Below are 18,025 nucleotides of genomic sequence, written 5' to 3'. Positions count from 1 at the left end.
ATAGCTTTTTTTTATTTTTTCTAAAAAAAATGTTAAAATTAAAGAGTATAAAAAAGCAACCTATCCCTTATTAATAATATACCCAGTAATCTACATAACCAAATTAACTGTAAATTATTGACTTAATAATTATTAATTAAATGATTTTTTATGAAAAAAATTAAACTTTTACTTATTGCAATATTATGTACTAGTGCTATGTGGTCACAATCACAAATCTCTGGTACTATTGTAGATAGCGATAATCAGCCTTTACCTGGTGCCAATATTATCGAAAAAGGCACTTCTAATGGTGCAAACTCCGATTTTAATGGGGCTTTTAAACTAACAGTTAAAGCAGATGCCACATTAATCGTTAGCTTTTCTGGTTTTGAAACTCAAGAAATAATCGTAAACGGAAAATCAAAATTTAAGATCACTTTAAAAGAAGGTTTACAGTTAGATGAAGTTGTTATTACTGGATCAAGAACCCCTTCTAGAAGTAATACAACAAGTGCTTTACCAATAGACATTGTATCTTCAAAAGATTTACAATCTACAGGACAAGCTAGTTTTGATAAAGCTTTACAATACAAAATACCATCGTTTAACACAGTACAAACACCTGTAAATGATGCAACTTCTTTACTAGATCCATACGAAATTAGAAATATGGGACCAAGTAGAACTTTAATTTTAATTAACGGTAAACGTAAAAATTTAAGTGCATTACTGTATACACAAACATCTCCTGGGCGTGGTGAAACAGGTTCTGATATTTCTGGTATACCAACAGATGCTATTAAAAGTGTACAAGTACTTAGAGACGGAGCTTCTGCTCAATATGGTTCTGATGCTATTGCTGGTGTAATTAATATTATTTTAAAGGATGATTACAAAAATGGCTCTGCAACTTTTAGATCGGGTATTACAAGTGAAGGAGATGGAGAAATGCTTGGGGTAGCCATTAATAATGGATCTACTATTGGTGATGATAAAGGTTTTGTTAATTATACTGCTGATTTTTCTAAAACAGCGATATCAAATAGGCCTGGAAAAGTAGATGCTGATGGGGATTATGCCGATTTCGTACACACAAACCCTAACAGTTATAGTAGTTATCTTAATGGTAGCTCTCTAGGAGGTACAGATTTAACAGGAATGAGTGAAGATCAAGCAAATGCTCTTTTTACAAATTCGTATGTTGGTACCCCTGAGTATAACACTAAATTATCTACTATTACAGCTGCAAATACGGCAGGTAAAGCAGATGTTAATGAATTTCTTGGAAGAAGGCCTGATGCAGGTAACATTAATGGTTCTCCCGAAAATGCTGTTGCCAAATTTTCTATAAATGCTGGTTTTAATATTAGTGATAATACCGAAATGTATGGAAACGCAGCCTATGTATATAAAAAAGTAAATTCTTTTGCTAACTATAGAACTCCATATTGGAGAACAGTAGAAAGCATGGATTATTTAGCAGATTTTTTCCCAGGTAATAACCCTAATAATCCAGGAGCAAAAAAAGGATATGATGGTTATGTTCCAACCTTTGAAGGAGAATTAAATGATTATAATGCTACTATTGGTTTTAGGACTAAAAAGAATGAGTGGAATATTGATGTAAGTTTTACAACTGGAGGTAATTCACAAACCTATAAAGTAAGTAATTCTCACAACAGAAATGTAGTATACTCTCCTTCTACATGGATTGATTCAAATAATAACGGAACAGTAGATACAGGTGAAATTACTCAAGGATCTCAATTATATAGAAAAAACAGTAAACGTTCTTTTGATCCAGGAGGAACTTCTTTTTCTCATAACGTTGGTAATATGGATATTTCAAGAATACTATCAGAAAAAGTAAGTATTGCTTTTGGTTCTGAATTTAGAGCAGAACTTTTTGAAGTAATTGAAGGAGAATTAGGTTCTTATGATGGTGGAGGAGCAGATTCTTTTGCTGGAAATAGCCCTGAAAACTCAGGAAAGTTTAGTCGTTATAATTTAGGAGGGTATGCTAGTTTAGATTGGGATATTTCAAAAGACTTCCTTGTTAGTGGAACAATAAGAGCTGAAAACTATTCTGACTTTGGTAGTACATTTATATGGAAACTAAGTTCTAGGTACAAGATTTCAGATAAATATACCTTAAGAGGGTCTGTATCTACAGGATTTAGAGCCCCAACATTACATCAAATTTATACGCAAAAAGCACAGTATAGCTTTATTCCTGGTCAAGGAATACAAGTTGGTGGTTTAATAAATAATGTATCATCTCAAGCTGAACTTTTAGGAATTCCTAAATTAGATGCTGAAGAATCTACAAACTTTACAATAGGTGTAGGTGGAAAAGTAAACAAGCACTTAAGTTTTACGGTAGATTATTATAATATCGCCGTAAAAGATAGAATTGTTTTAAGTACTGAAATAGGTAAAACGGCAACGGATGCTGTTGGAAATAGTATTGGTAATACTGCATTAGATCAAGTTTTAAATGCAAATAATTTAAGTGACCTGAGTTTCTTTGTAAATGCTTTAGATACTAAAACATCAGGTTTAGATGTTGTGGTTGGTTATAAAGCTATTGAATTAGGTTCTGGCAAATTAGGCTTTAATTTATCTGGTAATTACACTATTGAAAATGAAAGAGATGGCGCTGTTAAAAACCCGAAAATAGTTTCTGATGCTGGCCAATCTGTAGTGAATGACACACAAGAAGCTTTATTTTTCACTTCTAGACCAAAAACAAAATGGATCTTAGGAACAACTTATGATATTGGTAAATTCGGTGTATCTTTAAACAACACATACTTTGGTAAAACTACATTTAAACAACAAGGAATGGATTCTAATTTAAGAACAGAATTTACACCTAAAATTGTTACAGATTTAGGAATAAACTTTAACGTAGATAGTCACTGGACAGTTGCTTTAAACGTAAATAACTTACTTAATGTATTACCAGAGTGGTCTTTTAAAGCAGAAAATGCAGCTGGTTCAGCAATATTAGCAGATCCTGTACAAGTTAAAAACCAATCTAACTTAATTACATTCAATCAGCGTTATTCTCAAATGACATATGATGGATATCATTTTAGTCAATTAGGTACAATGTTTAATTTGTCTGTTAATTACCAATTTTAAATTATAAACTCTCGTTTATTTTTATTTGAAAATTGACCGAAACGTATACGTTTCGGTCTTTTTTTTACAGAAAAATTAAACAAAAAAACCGAGCTCTAGCTCGGTTTTTAATATTTATTTTTTAAAAAAATATACCTTATTCGTTATGCATAAAACGTTGCTTAGCAAGTAACTCTTCTTCTGTTTCTACATTATCATCATCAGGTACGCAACAATCTACAGGACATACTGCTGCACATTGAGGCTCTTCATGAAAACCTTTGCACTCAGTACATTTATCTGCTACAATATAATATATCTCATCAGAAATAGGCTCTTGAACATCCTCTGCATTGGCTTTTTCACCATTAGGTAAAACAACATCTCCTTTTAAATCGGTTCCATCTTCATATTTCCAATCATCCGCCCCTTCATATATTGCTGTATTCGGACATTCTGGTTCACACGCCCCACAATTTATACATTCATCAGTTATTATAATAGCCATAATTAATCTGTTTCAGTTTTGTAACTTTGCAAATGCAAAAATAGTTCCAAATTAATTTAGAAACAAAATAAATGGATACAATCCAAAATAGAATTTCAGCTTTTATAGAATTAGGGAAGTTTTTAAGTCAATTTACTGAAACAAATACAATTCAAAAAGACAATATTCAATTTAATGATTTGTTTTTTGATGGATTTAACCATCAATTAAAAATTTCTGAAGAGAATAATAGGTGGTTTACTAAACAAAATTTAATGTTTGCCATAAAAAGCTGGTCTGAAGCATTAACAAAAGAAAACATTCAACAATGGGTTTCTAGTGAGAGTTTAGGTAATAACAACTCGAAAAAAGTTGCTATCATTATGGCTGGAAACATACCTCTTGTTGGTTTTCATGATTTTTTATCTGTTTTAATATCAGGACATGCTGTTTTAGTAAAACAGTCATCAAACGATAAACATTTATTACCTTTTTTAGCAAAATATTTAGAATATGTTGAACCTAAACTAAAAGGAAACATTGTATTTACTGAAGAAAAACTAGAAGGTTTCGATGCTGTAATTGCTACAGGAAGTAACAATACAGCTCGTTATTTTGAATATTACTTTAAAAACAAGCCTAATATTATTAGGAAAAGTAGAAATTCAGTTGCTGTTTTAACAGGAAATGAAACTAAACAAGATCTTGAAAACTTAAGTAACGATATATTTCGTTATTTTGGTTTAGGTTGTCGTTCTGTTTCTAAATTATTTGTTCCTAAAAACTATGATTTCGATGCCTTTTTTAAAGGAATGTATAATCAACATGAAATTATTAACAACGCTAAATACGCAAATAATTACGATTATAATAAAACCGTGTATTTAATGAGTGAATTTGATATTTTAGAAAACGGATTTTTAATGATTAAAGAAGATGAAAGTTATACTTCACCTATCGCCTCTATTTTTTATGAATATTACGACAATATTGATGATTTAAAAATAAAACTTTGGGAAGATAGAGAAAAAACGCAATGCGTTGTTGCTCGTAATTGTATTGAAAGCGAAATAGCTTTCGGTCAAACTCAGCATCCTCAATTATGGGATTATGCAGATAGCGTAAACACTTTAGCTTTTTTATCAAAAATTTAAAGATGAACTCCCTATAAATTTTGCACCTTTGTTCTAACGAAATACCACTTACTAATGAAAAAGCACAACTTTAGCGCAGGTCCTTGTATTTTACCAGAAGAAGTTTTAAAAAAAGCTTCTGAAGCCATTATAAACTTTAATAACGATGATCTTTCTTTAATTGAAATATCACATCGTAGTAAACCTTTTGTTGATGTAATTGAAAACGCAAGAAGTTTAGCTTTAGAATTGTTAGGTTTAGAAAACAAAGGTTATACTGCCTTATTTTTACAAGGTGGAGCTAGTGCTCAGTTTTTAATGACTGCCTATAATTTATTAAATAAAAAAGCGGCATATTTAAACACAGGTACTTGGAGTTCTAAAGCGATTACGGAAGCTAAATTATTTGGAGAACTAGTTGAAGTCGCTTCGTCAAAAGATAAAAATTTTAATTATATACCTAAAGGATATCAAGTTCCTAGTGATGTTGATTATTTTCATTGCACAAGTAATAACACTATTTACGGAACACAAATGAAGAATTTCCCAAAAGTTAATGTTCCATTAATATGTGATATGAGTTCTGATATTTTTTCACGTCAGTTAGATTTTTCAACGTTTGATTTAATCTATGCAGGTGCACAAAAAAATATGGGTCCTGCAGGTACTACCCTAGTCGTTATTAAAAATGATATTTTAGGAAAAGTAGAACGTGTTATCCCTTCAATGTTAAACTATCAATCTTTTATAGATAAAGATAGTATGTTTAACACTCCTCCTGTTTTTGCAGTTTATACTTCAATGTTAACGTTAAAATGGTTAAAAGATTTAGGTGGAATTAAATTTATAGAAAAAGTAAACGAACAAAAGTCGGCACTTTTATATAATGAAATAGATAGAAATTCTCTTTTTAAAGGAGTAGTTGTTAAAGAAGACAGAAGCCATATGAACGCTACGTTTAACTTAACTGACACTAATTTAAAAGATAAATTCAATACGATGTGGAAAGAAGCCAATATTAATGGTTTAGATGGTCATAGAAGTGTTGGTGGATATAGAGCAAGCATGTACAACGCATTACCTTTATATAGCGTACAAGCTTTGGTAGATGTAATGCAAGAACTAGAAAGAAAAGCATAAAAACGTCATTCCGAACAAAGTGAAGGAATCTGTTTATAGAGATTGCCTCGTCATTTTATTCCTCGGAATAACATTATAAAATAAAAATGAAAATATTAGCAAACGACGGAATATCAGAAAGTGGAAAATCTACTTTAGAAAATGCAGGATTTGAAGTAATAGCAACTAAAGTTGCTCAAGAGCAACTAGATAATTTTATTAATGATGAAGGAATTAACGCAATCATTATTAAAAATAACACAGAAATTCATTCTGAACTTATAGACAATTGCCCAAGTTTAAAATTAATTGCAAACGCAAGTAGTAACAACGATAATATAGATGTTGCCTATGCCCAAGAATGTGGTGTACAAGTAGTAAATATTTCTGATGCTAGTGCCAATGCTGTTGCAGAACTTGTTTTTGCACATTTGCTAGGTATGGCTCGTTTTTTACATCAAGCAAACCGCGAAATGCCTTTAGAAGGTGATATGAATTTTAATAACCTTAAAAAGCAATTCTCTAACGGTACTGAATTACGAGGAAAAACATTAGGTATTATAGGAATGAGTACCTCAGGACAACAAGTTGCTAAAATAGCCTTAGGTTTAGGAATGAAGGTTGTTGGTTACGACGTTAATTATGAAAATACGATAACAATTCCTGTTGAATTTTATAACGGACAAATACTTGATTTTGAAATTGATTTAATTAGTTCAGATGAACTTTTAAAAGAAGCACATTTTATAAGTTTACATTTAGAAGCTCAAGAAAACCATTTAATTGGAGTTAAAGAATTTGAAAAAATGAAAGATGGTGTTGGCTTTATTAATGTTGCGCAAAGTGGTTTAGTAGATGAAATTGCTTTAATAAAAGCTATCGAAAGTGGAAAAGTACAATATGCTGCTTTAGATACTTTTGAAAATCAGCCAAAACCTGAAATTCAGTTATTAATGAATCCTGAATTATCTTTAAGTCCCAATATAGCTGCAAATACAATCGAATCACAGCATAAAACAGGTGTAGAGTTAGCTAACAAAATCATAGAATCGTTACACATATAAATACATTTTAATGGCTATTGTAAAACCTTTTAAAGCAGTAAGAGCTACTAGAGATAAAGTAGCCATGGTTTCGTCTAAATCATATGAAATTTATTCCCAAGAAATGTTAAATGCAAAATTAGCATTTAACCCATATACATTTTTACATGTTATAAACCCTGGTTATAAATATCATAAACAAGACATTACAGGCGATCAACGTTTTAAACTGGTGCACAATCGTTATTTAGAATTTAAAGAAGATGGTATTTTTACAAAAGATAAAACTCCTGGTTTTTATATTTATCAAAAAACAACACCAACGAATTCTTTTTGCGGAATTATTGCTGCGACTTCAGTAGAAGATTACCATAACAATAATATTAAAAAACACGAAGGTACACTTAAAGAAAGAGAGTTATTATTTGAAACCTATTTGAAAAACACAGGGTTTAACGCAGAACCTGTACTACTTACCTACCCTGACAATGATAGCATTACTTCAGTTATTGAAAAATATCGAGCTAATAGAGCTGAATACGAATTTTCAACTACCGATAAAGATGCTCATTTACTTTGGCTTGTTGATGATAAGAATGATATTGAACAAATAACAAACGCTTTCGCTGAAATAAACACCTTATATATTGCCGATGGGCATCATCGTTCTACCTCTTCTTGTTTATTAGCTAAAAACTTAGCTAAAGAAAATTTAAAACACACAGGTAATGAAAATTATAACTTTTTTATGAGCTATTTATTACCCGAAAGTCAACTAAGTATTTATGAATTTAATCGTTTTATAAAAGATTTAAACGGACTAACTCCTGAAGAGTTTTTAATTGAATTAGATGCTTTTTTTAGAATAGAAAACAGAGGGCAAGAGTTATACAGACCTAAAGAGAAACATCAATTCACCATGTATTTAAATGGTGAATTTTACGCCTTGCATTTACGTAAATCAGCTTATGAATTTACAGATACTTTAAGTAAATTAGATGCTCAAATTTTATATCAAACAATTTTAAAACCAATATTAGGTCTTAAAGATATAAGAAACGCATCTAAAATACTATACTCACAAGACAAGTCTGATAGTTTAGAATTAAAAACAAAAGTTGATAGTGGGGATTTTAAAGTTTCTTTTGGAATGCTACCAACAACAATAAATGAACTGAAAGAAATTGTTGATGCAGATATGTTAATGCCTCCAAAAACAACCTATATAGAACCTAAGTTAAGAAGTGCTTTAACTATTTATGAATTTTAGTACAACCTTTGTACTCACATACAACCTACTATGATTGCTCAGAATTTACTTACTATAAAAAACGAATTACCAGAAAACGTAACACTAGTTGCTGTTTCTAAAACCAAACCTATTGCTGATATTCAAGAAGCATACGATGCAGGACAACGCGTGTTTGGTGAAAACAAAATTCAGGAAATGGTTACAAAGTTTGATGCTTTGCCAAAAGATATCAAATGGCATATGATTGGGCATTTACAACGTAACAAAGTAAAATACATGGCCCACTTTGTTAATTTAATTCACGGTGTAGATAGTTTTAAAACACTTAAAGAAATTAACAAACAAGCAAAAAAACACAATCGAGTAATAAACTGCTTGTTACAGGCTCGTATTGCTAAAGAAGAAACTAAATTCGGATTGTCCTTTTTAGATATTGATGAAATTATATCTTCTGAAGAATTTTCTGAATTACAGCATATAAAAGTTGTAGGCTTTATGGGAATGGCCACTTTTACTGACAATCAAGAACAGTTACAGGACGAATTTACCTCATTAGCTAACTTTTTCAGTAAAAACCAAGAAAAAAATTCAAAATTATCTATTCTTTCAATGGGAATGAGTGGTGATTATCAATTAGCTATAAAAAATGGTAGTAATATGGTAAGAATTGGTAGTGCTATTTTTGGAGTTCGAAATTATATTGTTTAAATTTACATTAATCAGCTAAAAAAAAAAAATTGTACGCAGTTTTAGATATTGAAACAACAGGAGGTAAATTTAATGAAGAAGGAATTACAGAAATTGCTATTCATAAATTTGATGGTCATCAAGTTGTTGACCAATTTATTAGTTTAGTAAATCCTGAGAGAGAGATTCAAGAGTTTGTTGTTAAACTAACAGGTATTAATAGTAAAATGCTTCGAAACGCACCTAAATTTCATGAAGTTGCAAAACGAATTATTGAAATTACTGAAGGCTGTATTATCATTGCTCACAATGCTAGTTTCGATTATCGAATTTTGCGGACAGAATATGATCGTTTAGGTTTTGATTTTCAAAGAAATACGCTTTGTACCGTAGCACTTAGTAAAAAACTAATTACTGAAGCTCCTTCACACAGTTTAGGTAAATTATGTAGATTCATTGGAATTCCTATGTCAGATAGGCATAGAGCAAATGGCGATGCCCTAGCAACTGTGCAATTATTTAAATTACTTTTAGAAAAAGACGTTGATAAAAGTATTGTTCAACAATCTATAAAATATTCAGACGGTAGGCAACAAAAGCAACGTTTAACAAAAATATTAGACAAATTACCAGAAAAACAAGGACTCTTTTATATACATAGTGAACATGGTACTATTATATATGTAGGTAGAGGTAAAAACATAAAACAAGAAGTAAATAAGCTCTTTTTAAAAAGTACTCCTAAAGCTCTAAAAATAATAAAAAGAGTTAATGAAGTTACTTATGAAGAAACAGGAAACCCTCTTTTTACGAGATTAAAATATCATTTAGAACTTACGAACTTAAAACCTAAATTTAATGTTATTCGTAAACGAAAAATTTCTGATAAAAATTTTAATCATGATAATTTATTAATTATAGATAAAGGAAGAACACCTGAAGAGCATGCCGTTATTTTAATCGAAAAAAACATCGTTTTAGGATACGCTTATACCAGCTTTGCTTTTCAAGAAAATCAGTTAAACATCTTAAAACCGATGTTAACTCCTATTGAAAATGCTGATTTAGCTAAAACAATAATTAAGAATTACTTACTTAAAAATAAAGTAGGGAAAATTGTACGCTTGCAAACTGAAAATGATTTATAACAGTATCTAAACAACTTTCTTTACTTGAAAAAAAACACTAAAAATTGGAAAGAAAAACTTCATGAGGTAATTTATGAAGCCGATACACCTGCTGGTAAGTTATTTGATGTTATTCTATTAATTGCAATAATAGCAAGTATTGTATTAGTAATGCTCGAAAGTGTTAATAGTATTAACTCACAATATGGTGCTATTTTAAATATATCTGAATGGGTAATTACTCTCCTATTTACAGTCGAATATATTGTTCGTATCGTTTCAATTAAAAAACCTACTAAATACATTTTTAGCTTTTATGGTATTATTGATTTATTATCAACCTTGCCAAAATATTTAGCTATTTTCTTTACAGGAACGCACAGTTTAGTTGCCTTAAGAGCTTTACGTTTATTGCGTGTTTTTAGAATTTTAAAACTAGCTCGTTTTGTAGGTGAATCAAACAATTTTATGAAAGCCTTAAAGGCAAGTAAAGCCAAAATTGCTGTCTTTTTATTCTTTGTACTAATTTTATGCATCATATTAGGAACTATAATGTATTTAATTGAAGGTGGTGAAAACGGTTTTACAAGTATTCCTAGAAGTGTATATTGGGCAATTGTAACACTAACAACTGTTGGTTATGGTGATATTGCACCTCATACACCATTTGGCCAGTTTATAGCTAGTATTGTTATGATTTTAGGATATGGTATTATTGCTGTTCCTACAGGTATTGTTAGTTCAGAAATGGTAAAAGTAAATGACATTAATTTAAACACTCAATCTTGCCCTAATTGTTCTTATGAAGGGCATGATGATGATGCTATTTTTTGTAATCACTGCGGAAATAAACTACACGATTAAATGAAAAACACATTAATTACCATTGTTGGAGCAACAGCCATAGGAAAAACAGCGCTTAGTATTAAGCTTGCTCAACATTTTGGTTGTGATATAATCTCATGTGATTCTCGTCAATTTTATAAAGAAATGAGCATAGGAACTGCTGTTCCCGATTCTGAAGAACTAGCAGCTGCTACACATCACTTTATTCAAAATAGAAGTATTTTAGAAGACTATTCCGTTGGTCAGTTTGAAAGAGATGCTTTAGCCAAATTAAATGAATTATTTGCCAAAAACCCAATTCAGATTATGGTTGGTGGTAGTGGTTTATATGTCGATGCTGTTTTAAAAGGCTTAGATTATTTTCCTGAAGTAGATCCAGTAATAAGAGCTACGCTTACCCAAGAACTTGAAGAGAAAGGAATAGTACCTCTTCAAGAAAAACTAAAAGAGTTAGATATTGAAACCTATAATTCAATAACTATTGATAATCCTCATCGAGTACTTCGTGCCTTAGAAATTTGTATTGGTAGCGGAAAAACCTATGCTTCTTTTAAAAATAAACCAAAAACACCTCGTAACTTTCAATCCATTAAAGTTGGATTAACTGCTGATAGAGAAATTATGTACGACCGCATTAATCGCCGTGTAGATATTATGATGCAAAATGGTTTATTAGAAGAAGTTAGAAGTTTTTATTCTCATAAAAAACTGAATGCTTTAAAAACGGTTGGTTATCGAGAATTATTCGAATATATTGATGGTAATTTTACCAAAGAATTTGCGATTGATGAAATTAAAAAAAATACCCGACGTTTTGCTAAACGACAAGGTACTTGGTTTCGAAAAGATAAAGATATTATTTGGTTTGATTTTAAAGAAAAAACTGAACACATTATCAAATCAATAGAAAATAAATTTTAACGCTTTTTAAAGAGTTCTTTTTTTCCGTTTTCTATATTTGCCGCCACTCATTAAGTTTTTATAAAACTAAGATAATCCCTTATATTTGAGTTCTTAAATTATACTGTACTATTTTAACTAAATAATAAACATGAAATCAAAAATTACATTTTTAGTAGCCATTCTATTAACAACGATATCATTTGCGCAAACAAAACTAGGTACTGTAGATACCGATTTTATTATTGGTAAAATGCCACAAATGAAAAATGTTATGCATAGACTTGATAAGTATGCAAAGAGATTAGATTCGTCTTTTCAAGTAAAAGCAAAAAATTATCAAACAAAAATTAAGGCATACAAAACAGTAGAAAAAACAATATCAGATGCAGATAAAAAAACTAAAATACAAGAAATTGCTGTTTTAGAACAAGAGATGGCTAAATTTCGTAAAAATGGTAGTACAATGATGCAACTTCAAAAAGATGATAATATGCGTCCTTTATATAAAAAATTAAGTGAAGTTATAGCCGAAGTTGCCAAAGCAAATGGATATACACAGGTTTTAACCACCAACGGAAATCAGTTTGGATATATCGATGAAAATTTTGATATCACTAAATTGGTTTTAGCTAAGTTAGGTATTAAAGAATAGTAACGCTTTGATGGACAAAAAATCAAAAGATTTACAATTACAATACGAAGGATATTTAAAAACACCTTTTCTATGGAATGGAAAAGGTGTTTTTGGTTTGCAACAATTTAGCAATAGCATACCTAAAACAACTTCTTATTCCAATAAAACACCGCAAAAACTTCGTTTAGGTAAACTTGTTGAACGTTTTGTATCTTATGAATTACAACAAGACTCATCAATTGAAATCATTGTAGAGAACATTCAAATTCAGCAAGAAAAAATAACATTAGGCGAGTTAGATTGCATTTTATTTAAAAATAGAAAACCAATTCATTTAGAAATTATTTATAAATTTTATTTGTACGATAGTACTGTTGGCAACTCAGAAATTGAACATTGGATTGGACCTAATAGACGAGATAGTTTACTTCAAAAACTAACTAAACTAAGAGAAAAACAACTCCCACTACTCTACACGAATGAATGCTTAACGTACTTAGAAAGTTTAAAATTAATTGCTTCTGAAATTGATCAACAATTATTTTTTAAGGCACAATTATTTGTTCCTTTAAAAGATTATGGAAATGAATTTCCTTTGGTAAATAATGAATGTATAAACGGGTTTTACATCAATTTAAAAGAGCTCAATGATTTTAACGAATCTAAATTTCACATTCCTAACAAACATAATTGGTTAGTAGAACCTCATACAAATATTGATTGGCTAAGTTTTACTGATTTTATTACTGAGCTTCAAATTTATTTGGATGCTGAAAAAGCGCCACTCTGTTGGTTAAAAAAATCGAATGGAGAACTTTTTAAATTTTTTGCGGTTTGGTGGTAACTTTATTTTTAGATATTCTTTTTCTTGATGTTATAAAATAAACACCTGTTAATAAAACAATAGACGCTACTACTGATTGCGTTGTTAATTGCTCATTTAAAAATTTCCAACCTAATATTAAAGCTATTACCGGATTTACATAAGCTGATGTTGCTACTTTTTCTGGTGATACTACTTTTAATAAATAATTAAAGGCCGTAAAAGCAATGATTCCTCCAAAAATAATTAAAAATAATACTGATCCTTGTATTTTATATGCCCAATTTAATGGAGAAACCCATGTTTCTTTAAATATCAAACTTGATATTCCTAGTAAAAACCCCGCAATTAACATTTGATAGCCAGTACTAACCAAATAATTTTTAGGTAAATCGGCTTTCGATACAAAAACAGTACCGTAGCTCCAACTTAATACACATGAAAGAATCATAAAAATACCTAAAACACTTCCCTCAGATGTTGAAATTTCATTTTGACTTACCAATAAATACATTCCGAAAATGCCAAATAAAACTCCAATAATAGATTTTCTTTGCATTTTTTTTCCATCTATTAAGCGTAATAGAAATAATACAAATAATGGTTGTGTTGACGCTAATAAAGCAGCAAAACCACTATCAACATACTTAAGAGCCCATACAAAAACGCCGTTTCCATATACTAAAAACAAAAAAGCAGCTATTATCGAATTTATAAATTGACGCTTTGTTAATTTTATAGATATTTTCATTGCTTTTGCAATCATCATAATTAAGGTACCTGCTGTAAGAAAGCGTATCCCTCCTAAATATAATGGAGGAATCTCAGTAACTGCTATTTTATTAAATAAATAGGTAGATCCCCATATTACATATATAGATAAAAATGCTCCTACAATTAATAATTTTGAATTTTTCATACTGCTTTTTATTTCTTCGATAAAAGTACGATAATGTTTTAGTTTTAGTCACAAAAAAAAATCGTCTAAAATAATTTTAGACGATTCTTATATAAATAATATGGAGGTCAATAAGTAATTACGTATTGTAAACATATCTAATACGTTTATTTCTAATACATAATAAATAAATTACTTGTCTGTTCAAGCACTGTTGAAATCAAATGACAATTTGATTGAAAGTAGTAAACGAACTTTCGAGAACTTTTAAATTATAATGAAGAGATCTCGACTACGCTCTACCTGACATAGTTAGTTTAAAAATACGTATTTATATACTGACCTCTAAAATAATTTTTCTACAATTTAGCAAATAACTTTTCTGCTACTAATTCAGATGAAGCAGGGTTTTGACCAGTAATTAAATTACCGTCTTCAACCGCGTGAGGTTGCCAATCTAATCCTTTAGTGTAAACACCTCCGTTAGCCTTTAACATATCTTCCACTAAAAAAGGAACTACGTCTGTTAATTTAACTGCAGCTTCTTCAGAATTTGTAAATCCTGTTACTTTTTTACCATTTACTAACGGTTTCCCATCAGTTCCTTTTGTGTTTTTAAATATTGCTGGGGCATGACAAACTGCTGCTACTGGCTTATTATTCTTGTAAAAAGATTCAATCAAAGTAATAGAATTCTTGTCTTCAGATAAATCCCATAAAGGACCGTGACCTCCTGGATAAAAAACAGCATCGTAATCTGCTTCGTTTATATCTGCTAATTTTAATGTTTTTGCTAAAATAGCTTGTGTTTCTTTATCATTATCAAAACGTTTTGTCGATTCAGTAGCTGCAGTTTCAGCGGCACTGTTTGGGTCAATTGGTGGCTGTCCTCCTTTTGGAGATGCCAATGTAATTTCTACACCTTTGTCTTTTAAAGTATAATATGGTGTTGCAAATTCTTCAATCCAAAAACCTGTTTTATGTCCTGTATCTCCTAAATTTTCATGAGATGTTAAAACGAATAATACTTTTTTAGTTTTGGTAGCTTTTTCTATAGTATCGCTAACTTTTTTAACTTCTTTTTTATTTCCGCAAGATGCAAGTAAAGTAATTGCAAAAATTGCTGTTATAATTTTTTTCATTTTTAATATTTATAATTCTTGTCAAAAGTACTACAACTACTAAACGTAAAAATTGATGTATGGTAAGAAATTTACAACTTCGAAATTTCTTTGATTTTATTAGAAAAAATTATAGTTTCTGCTGGTTTTAACACCACAATATTTTTCAAAGCAGTAGCTATTGTTTCCCCTTTTATACTTCTATATTTTCTTAAACTACCAATTAAAAAAAGGTTCATAAAATTGGCTATAAAATTACCGATATCTTCTCCTAACCTACTTTCTTGTCGATTTCCTTTTATTAAAGATGGACGAAGAATATAGGTGTGTTTTATTTTTTGTTCTAAAACTGAAGCTTCCATTTCTCCTTTGGTTTTATTATAAAATACGCTGCTTTTTAAATTTGCTCCCATAGCCGAAACAACAGTAAAAACTTCTATTCCATTCGCTTTTGCTAATTTTGCAGCAGTAACCGGAATACCATAATCTATCGATTTATAAACAGTCTTATCTTTCGTTTTTTTCGCCGTTGTACCAATACAACAAAACACTTCATCTGCAATAAAATCGGTTGTAAACTGATCTAAAAGAAGCAAATCAATTATAAATTCTTTAACCTTTGGCGATTTATTACCAGTTGTTCGTCTCGTAAAAACTTTAATAATTTTATAATTATCGTCTTTTACCAACTTATCTAACAACAAACCTCCTGTTAAACCTGTTGCTCCTAATACAATTGCCGTTTTCATAAAGTTATTTTGCTATTTCTTTTCGTATTCTACTTAAACTTTCGGTTGTAATTCCTAAGAAAGAAGCAATATGATAATTTTTTACATGCTGTTCTATATTAGGATATGTTTTTATAAAATTCTGATATCGTTCTTTAGCCGATTGAGATAAGTTAGCTAAAATTCTCTTTTGAAAACTTACAAAAGAGCGTTCCATCTTCTTTCTAAAAAAACGTTCTATTTTAGGTATTTGATTGTAAGTATCTTCTATACTTTTCTTTGATACTCTTAGTAAAACAGCCTCTTCTATACATTCAATCGTTAACACCGATTTTGTCTCAGAAAAGTAGCCTATATAGTCACTAATCCACCAATCATTAACAGCAAACTGTACTGTATGTTCTTTCCCTTTTTTATCAATAAAAAATGCGCGTAAACAACCACTTAAAACATAGTATTGATATTTTACATCTTCATTGTTTCTTAAAACAATAGCTCCTTTCTTAAAAGTAACCTTCGTAAAACCTGCTTGAATACTGTTTATTTCTTCGTTAGAAATTTCTAAACCTTTAAAAACTATTGATAATTCATTTTCCATTACTTGTAAAATTAAACTAAAAAAATCACCAATATTGGTGATTTTTATTATTTATAATAGAGTTCAGTAAATAGTTACTTCTATTTTAATTGAAACATCTTAAAAATGTCTGGTTGAGCGCAGTCGAAACCTATCTTTAACAAGCTAATAGTTCTCGGCTGCGCTCGAACAGACAATAAGAATTATTTTAAACTTCATAAAATTAAATACCCATTAGCATTTATTGATAGATACCTAACTTCTATATCATACCCCTATAAAAGCGTTTCTAAATAATGATTCTCAATTAAATATGCATCTTTTAAGCTTGATATTCTATCATCAATTTTAGAAATATCATTCTTTTTTGAAGACTTACTTCCCACCAACATTACATTTTTACGTGTATGTTCGTTGCTTATAAATTCAAATACTTTCGTATTGTAATTGTTCTTTTCTAAAATTAAAGCTCTAATGGTATCTGTTACCATTTCAAACTGACGTTCTTTAAAAATTCCGTATTTTAAAAGTGGACTTTCCTGCTCTTTCCCTTTTACTTGCTGACGAATTTGTTTATGACAACACGGTGCACAAATTATTAATTCAGATTTTGCTGATAAACCTTTATAAATTGCATCATCGGTTGCTGTATCACAAGCATGTAATGCAATTAGAATGTCTATTTTATTATTATCATATTCTTGAATTGGTTGAGCAACAAATGACAGTTTTTCAAAGTTCGATTTCTCTGCGATGTCATTACAGTAATTTACCAATTCTTCACGTAACTCAATACCAGTAACAGTAGCACTGTATTTTTTTTGATTTACTAAATAATCATATAAAGCAAATGTTAAATACCCTTTACCTGAGCCCATATCAACAATATTAATATGTTTTGGCAATTTTGTCGATTTTAATAAGCCTTCAATAATCTCTAAATACTTATTAATTTGACGGTACTTATCTGCCATTTTATGAATAACCTTTCCTTCTTTATCGGTAATTCCTAAATGATGTAAATAACTTCCCGCTTCGGCTAAACGCTCTTTTGGTTTATCGTGTGTTACAGGTAATTTATTTTTAAAACTTGCAGCATTTTCACGGTAAGAAACTTTTTTCTTTTTTGAAATAAAAATCAACAAATCTTTAGATAAAGTAAACAAGGTTGCAGCTCTAAAATTGTCCATCAATAAGATTTCTAATTCAGATAAGGCATCTGTTATTGTGTAATTTTTAACCTTATCATTTGTTGTATAATGGTACGTAAACTGAAACATTTCTGTTCCTTTTATTGCTACTAAACGAATATATATATTTGGTAAACCATCGCTCTTTTTGATAGGCTTACTTAAAGTCATTTTTACAAAATTGGTATCTAAAACACTTTTACTTAGTGTATCTCTTAATTGCTGGAATTCATTCATACTGCAAAAATAAATAAGATTGTTTTTAAAAACACCATAATTAAAAATTAGTTTTTCTCCTCTTGATTTTCAACCTAAAAAAAACGAACTTCGCTAACGCTGGATCTAAATC

17 protein-coding genes are annotated in these 18,025 nt (G+C 29.9%); 11 read left to right on the top strand and 6 right to left on the bottom strand.

Translation table 11 applies throughout. The annotated features are described in order from the left end of the window. Positions 1 to 150: 150 nt before the first annotated feature. A complete protein-coding gene (locus CXF68_RS10650) occupies positions 151 to 3,129 on the top strand; it encodes a TonB-dependent receptor domain-containing protein (RefSeq protein WP_101044514.1) in 2,979 nt (992 codons plus the stop codon). A gap of 136 nt (positions 3,130 to 3,265) precedes the next feature. Here CXF68_RS10650 and CXF68_RS10645 read toward each other — a convergent pair whose 3' ends face one another. Continuing rightward, positions 3,266 to 3,616: a 4Fe-4S dicluster domain-containing protein gene (locus CXF68_RS10645; RefSeq protein ID WP_101044512.1), complete on the bottom strand. Its 351-nt coding sequence runs from the start codon at positions 3,614 to 3,616 to the stop codon at positions 3,266 to 3,268. 71 nt (positions 3,617 to 3,687) lie between these two features. Here CXF68_RS10645 and CXF68_RS10640 point away from each other — a divergent pair, with 71 nt between their 5' ends. From CXF68_RS10640 to CXF68_RS10595, 10 genes are all read left to right on the top strand, one after another. Further along, the gene (locus CXF68_RS10640; RefSeq protein ID WP_101044511.1) at positions 3,688 to 4,749 is read left to right on the top strand and encodes an acyl-CoA reductase; all 1,062 of its coding nucleotides are present in this window, start codon (positions 3,688 to 3,690) and stop codon (positions 4,747 to 4,749) included. Between the two features lie 54 nt (positions 4,750 to 4,803). Beyond that, a complete protein-coding gene (gene serC / locus CXF68_RS10635; RefSeq protein ID WP_101044509.1) occupies positions 4,804 to 5,868 on the top strand; it encodes a 3-phosphoserine/phosphohydroxythreonine transaminase in 1,065 nt (354 codons plus the stop codon). Positions 5,869 to 5,954: 86 nt separating this feature from the next. After that, a complete protein-coding gene (locus CXF68_RS10630; protein WP_101044507.1) occupies positions 5,955 to 6,911 on the top strand; it encodes an NAD(P)-dependent oxidoreductase in 957 nt (318 codons plus the stop codon). A gap of 10 nt (positions 6,912 to 6,921) precedes the next feature. Then, positions 6,922 to 8,160, top strand: coding sequence for a DUF1015 domain-containing protein (locus tag CXF68_RS10625; RefSeq protein WP_101044505.1), 1,239 nt, complete (start codon positions 6,922 to 6,924; stop codon positions 8,158 to 8,160). 30 nt (positions 8,161 to 8,190) lie between these two features. Continuing rightward, positions 8,191 to 8,850, top strand: a complete 660-nt coding sequence (locus CXF68_RS10620; protein WP_101044503.1) for a YggS family pyridoxal phosphate-dependent enzyme — start codon at positions 8,191 to 8,193, stop codon at positions 8,848 to 8,850. Positions 8,851 to 8,879: 29 nt separating this feature from the next. After that, the gene (locus tag CXF68_RS10615; protein ID WP_101044501.1) at positions 8,880 to 9,977 is read left to right on the top strand and encodes an exonuclease domain-containing protein; all 1,098 of its coding nucleotides are present in this window, start codon (positions 8,880 to 8,882) and stop codon (positions 9,975 to 9,977) included. A 24-nt stretch (positions 9,978 to 10,001) separates the two neighbouring features. Then, the gene (locus CXF68_RS10610) at positions 10,002 to 10,820 is read left to right on the top strand and encodes an ion transporter (protein WP_101044499.1); all 819 of its coding nucleotides are present in this window, start codon (positions 10,002 to 10,004) and stop codon (positions 10,818 to 10,820) included. Beyond that, positions 10,821 to 11,723, top strand: a complete 903-nt coding sequence (gene miaA, locus CXF68_RS10605; RefSeq protein ID WP_101044497.1) for a tRNA (adenosine(37)-N6)-dimethylallyltransferase MiaA — start codon at positions 10,821 to 10,823, stop codon at positions 11,721 to 11,723. A 130-nt stretch (positions 11,724 to 11,853) separates the two neighbouring features. Then, entirely contained in the window at positions 11,854 to 12,357 is a 504-nt protein-coding gene (locus tag CXF68_RS10600) for an OmpH family outer membrane protein (protein WP_101044494.1), read from the top strand. A 10-nt stretch (positions 12,358 to 12,367) separates the two neighbouring features. Further along, a complete protein-coding gene (locus CXF68_RS10595; protein ID WP_101044492.1) occupies positions 12,368 to 13,183 on the top strand; it encodes a DUF1853 family protein in 816 nt (271 codons plus the stop codon). Here the strand turns inward: CXF68_RS10595 and CXF68_RS10590 are convergent. From CXF68_RS10590 to CXF68_RS10570, 5 genes are all read right to left on the bottom strand, one after another. After that, positions 13,158 to 14,081: an EamA family transporter gene (locus tag CXF68_RS10590; RefSeq protein ID WP_101044489.1), complete on the bottom strand. Its 924-nt coding sequence runs from the start codon at positions 14,079 to 14,081 to the stop codon at positions 13,158 to 13,160. The genes CXF68_RS10595 and CXF68_RS10590 overlap by 26 nt on opposite strands. Before the next feature lie 338 nt (positions 14,082 to 14,419). Beyond that, on the bottom strand, positions 14,420 to 15,202 hold the full coding sequence (locus CXF68_RS10585; RefSeq protein ID WP_101044487.1) for a type 1 glutamine amidotransferase domain-containing protein: 783 nt from the start codon (positions 15,200 to 15,202) through the stop codon (positions 14,420 to 14,422). A gap of 71 nt (positions 15,203 to 15,273) precedes the next feature. Beyond that, on the bottom strand, positions 15,274 to 15,930 hold the full coding sequence (locus CXF68_RS10580; protein WP_101044485.1) for an NAD(P)H-binding protein: 657 nt from the start codon (positions 15,928 to 15,930) through the stop codon (positions 15,274 to 15,276). Positions 15,931 to 15,934: 4 nt separating this feature from the next. Further along, positions 15,935 to 16,507 carry a Crp/Fnr family transcriptional regulator gene (locus tag CXF68_RS10575; protein WP_101044483.1) on the bottom strand — a complete coding sequence of 191 codons (573 nt, stop codon included), beginning with the start codon at positions 16,505 to 16,507 and terminating at the stop codon, positions 15,935 to 15,937. 254 nt (positions 16,508 to 16,761) lie between these two features. Further along, on the bottom strand, positions 16,762 to 17,913 hold the full coding sequence (locus tag CXF68_RS10570) for an SAM-dependent methyltransferase (RefSeq protein WP_101044481.1): 1,152 nt from the start codon (positions 17,911 to 17,913) through the stop codon (positions 16,762 to 16,764). Positions 17,914 to 18,025: the final 112 nt, after the last annotated feature.

The sequence above is a fragment of the Tenacibaculum sp. Bg11-29 genome (assembly GCF_002836595.1).
Classification (GTDB): Bacteria; Bacteroidota; Bacteroidia; order Flavobacteriales; family Flavobacteriaceae; genus Polaribacter.
This window is presented reverse-complemented; position numbering and strand designations above follow the sequence as displayed.

Coding starts and splice junctions, on each gene's coding strand:
- CXF68_RS10650 (WP_101044514.1), top strand. CDS start 151: ATGAAAAAAATTAAACTTTTACTTATTGCAATATTATGTACTAGTGCT.
- CXF68_RS10645 (WP_101044512.1), bottom strand. CDS start 3,616: ATGGCTATTATAATAACTGATGAATGTATAAATTGTGGGGCGTGTGAA.
- CXF68_RS10640 (WP_101044511.1), top strand. CDS start 3,688: ATGGATACAATCCAAAATAGAATTTCAGCTTTTATAGAATTAGGGAAG.
- serC (WP_101044509.1), top strand. CDS start 4,804: ATGAAAAAGCACAACTTTAGCGCAGGTCCTTGTATTTTACCAGAAGAA.
- CXF68_RS10630 (WP_101044507.1), top strand. CDS start 5,955: ATGAAAATATTAGCAAACGACGGAATATCAGAAAGTGGAAAATCTACT.
- CXF68_RS10625 (WP_101044505.1), top strand. CDS start 6,922: ATGGCTATTGTAAAACCTTTTAAAGCAGTAAGAGCTACTAGAGATAAA.
- CXF68_RS10620 (WP_101044503.1), top strand. CDS start 8,191: ATGATTGCTCAGAATTTACTTACTATAAAAAACGAATTACCAGAAAAC.
- miaA (WP_101044497.1), top strand. CDS start 10,821: ATGAAAAACACATTAATTACCATTGTTGGAGCAACAGCCATAGGAAAA.
- CXF68_RS10600 (WP_101044494.1), top strand. CDS start 11,854: ATGAAATCAAAAATTACATTTTTAGTAGCCATTCTATTAACAACGATA.
- CXF68_RS10595 (WP_101044492.1), top strand. CDS start 12,368: ATGGACAAAAAATCAAAAGATTTACAATTACAATACGAAGGATATTTA.
- CXF68_RS10590 (WP_101044489.1), bottom strand. CDS start 14,081: ATGAAAAATTCAAAATTATTAATTGTAGGAGCATTTTTATCTATATAT.
- CXF68_RS10585 (WP_101044487.1), bottom strand. CDS start 15,202: ATGAAAAAAATTATAACAGCAATTTTTGCAATTACTTTACTTGCATCT.
- CXF68_RS10580 (WP_101044485.1), bottom strand. CDS start 15,930: ATGAAAACGGCAATTGTATTAGGAGCAACAGGTTTAACAGGAGGTTTG.
- CXF68_RS10575 (WP_101044483.1), bottom strand. CDS start 16,507: ATGGAAAATGAATTATCAATAGTTTTTAAAGGTTTAGAAATTTCTAAC.
- CXF68_RS10570 (WP_101044481.1), bottom strand. CDS start 17,913: ATGAATGAATTCCAGCAATTAAGAGATACACTAAGTAAAAGTGTTTTA.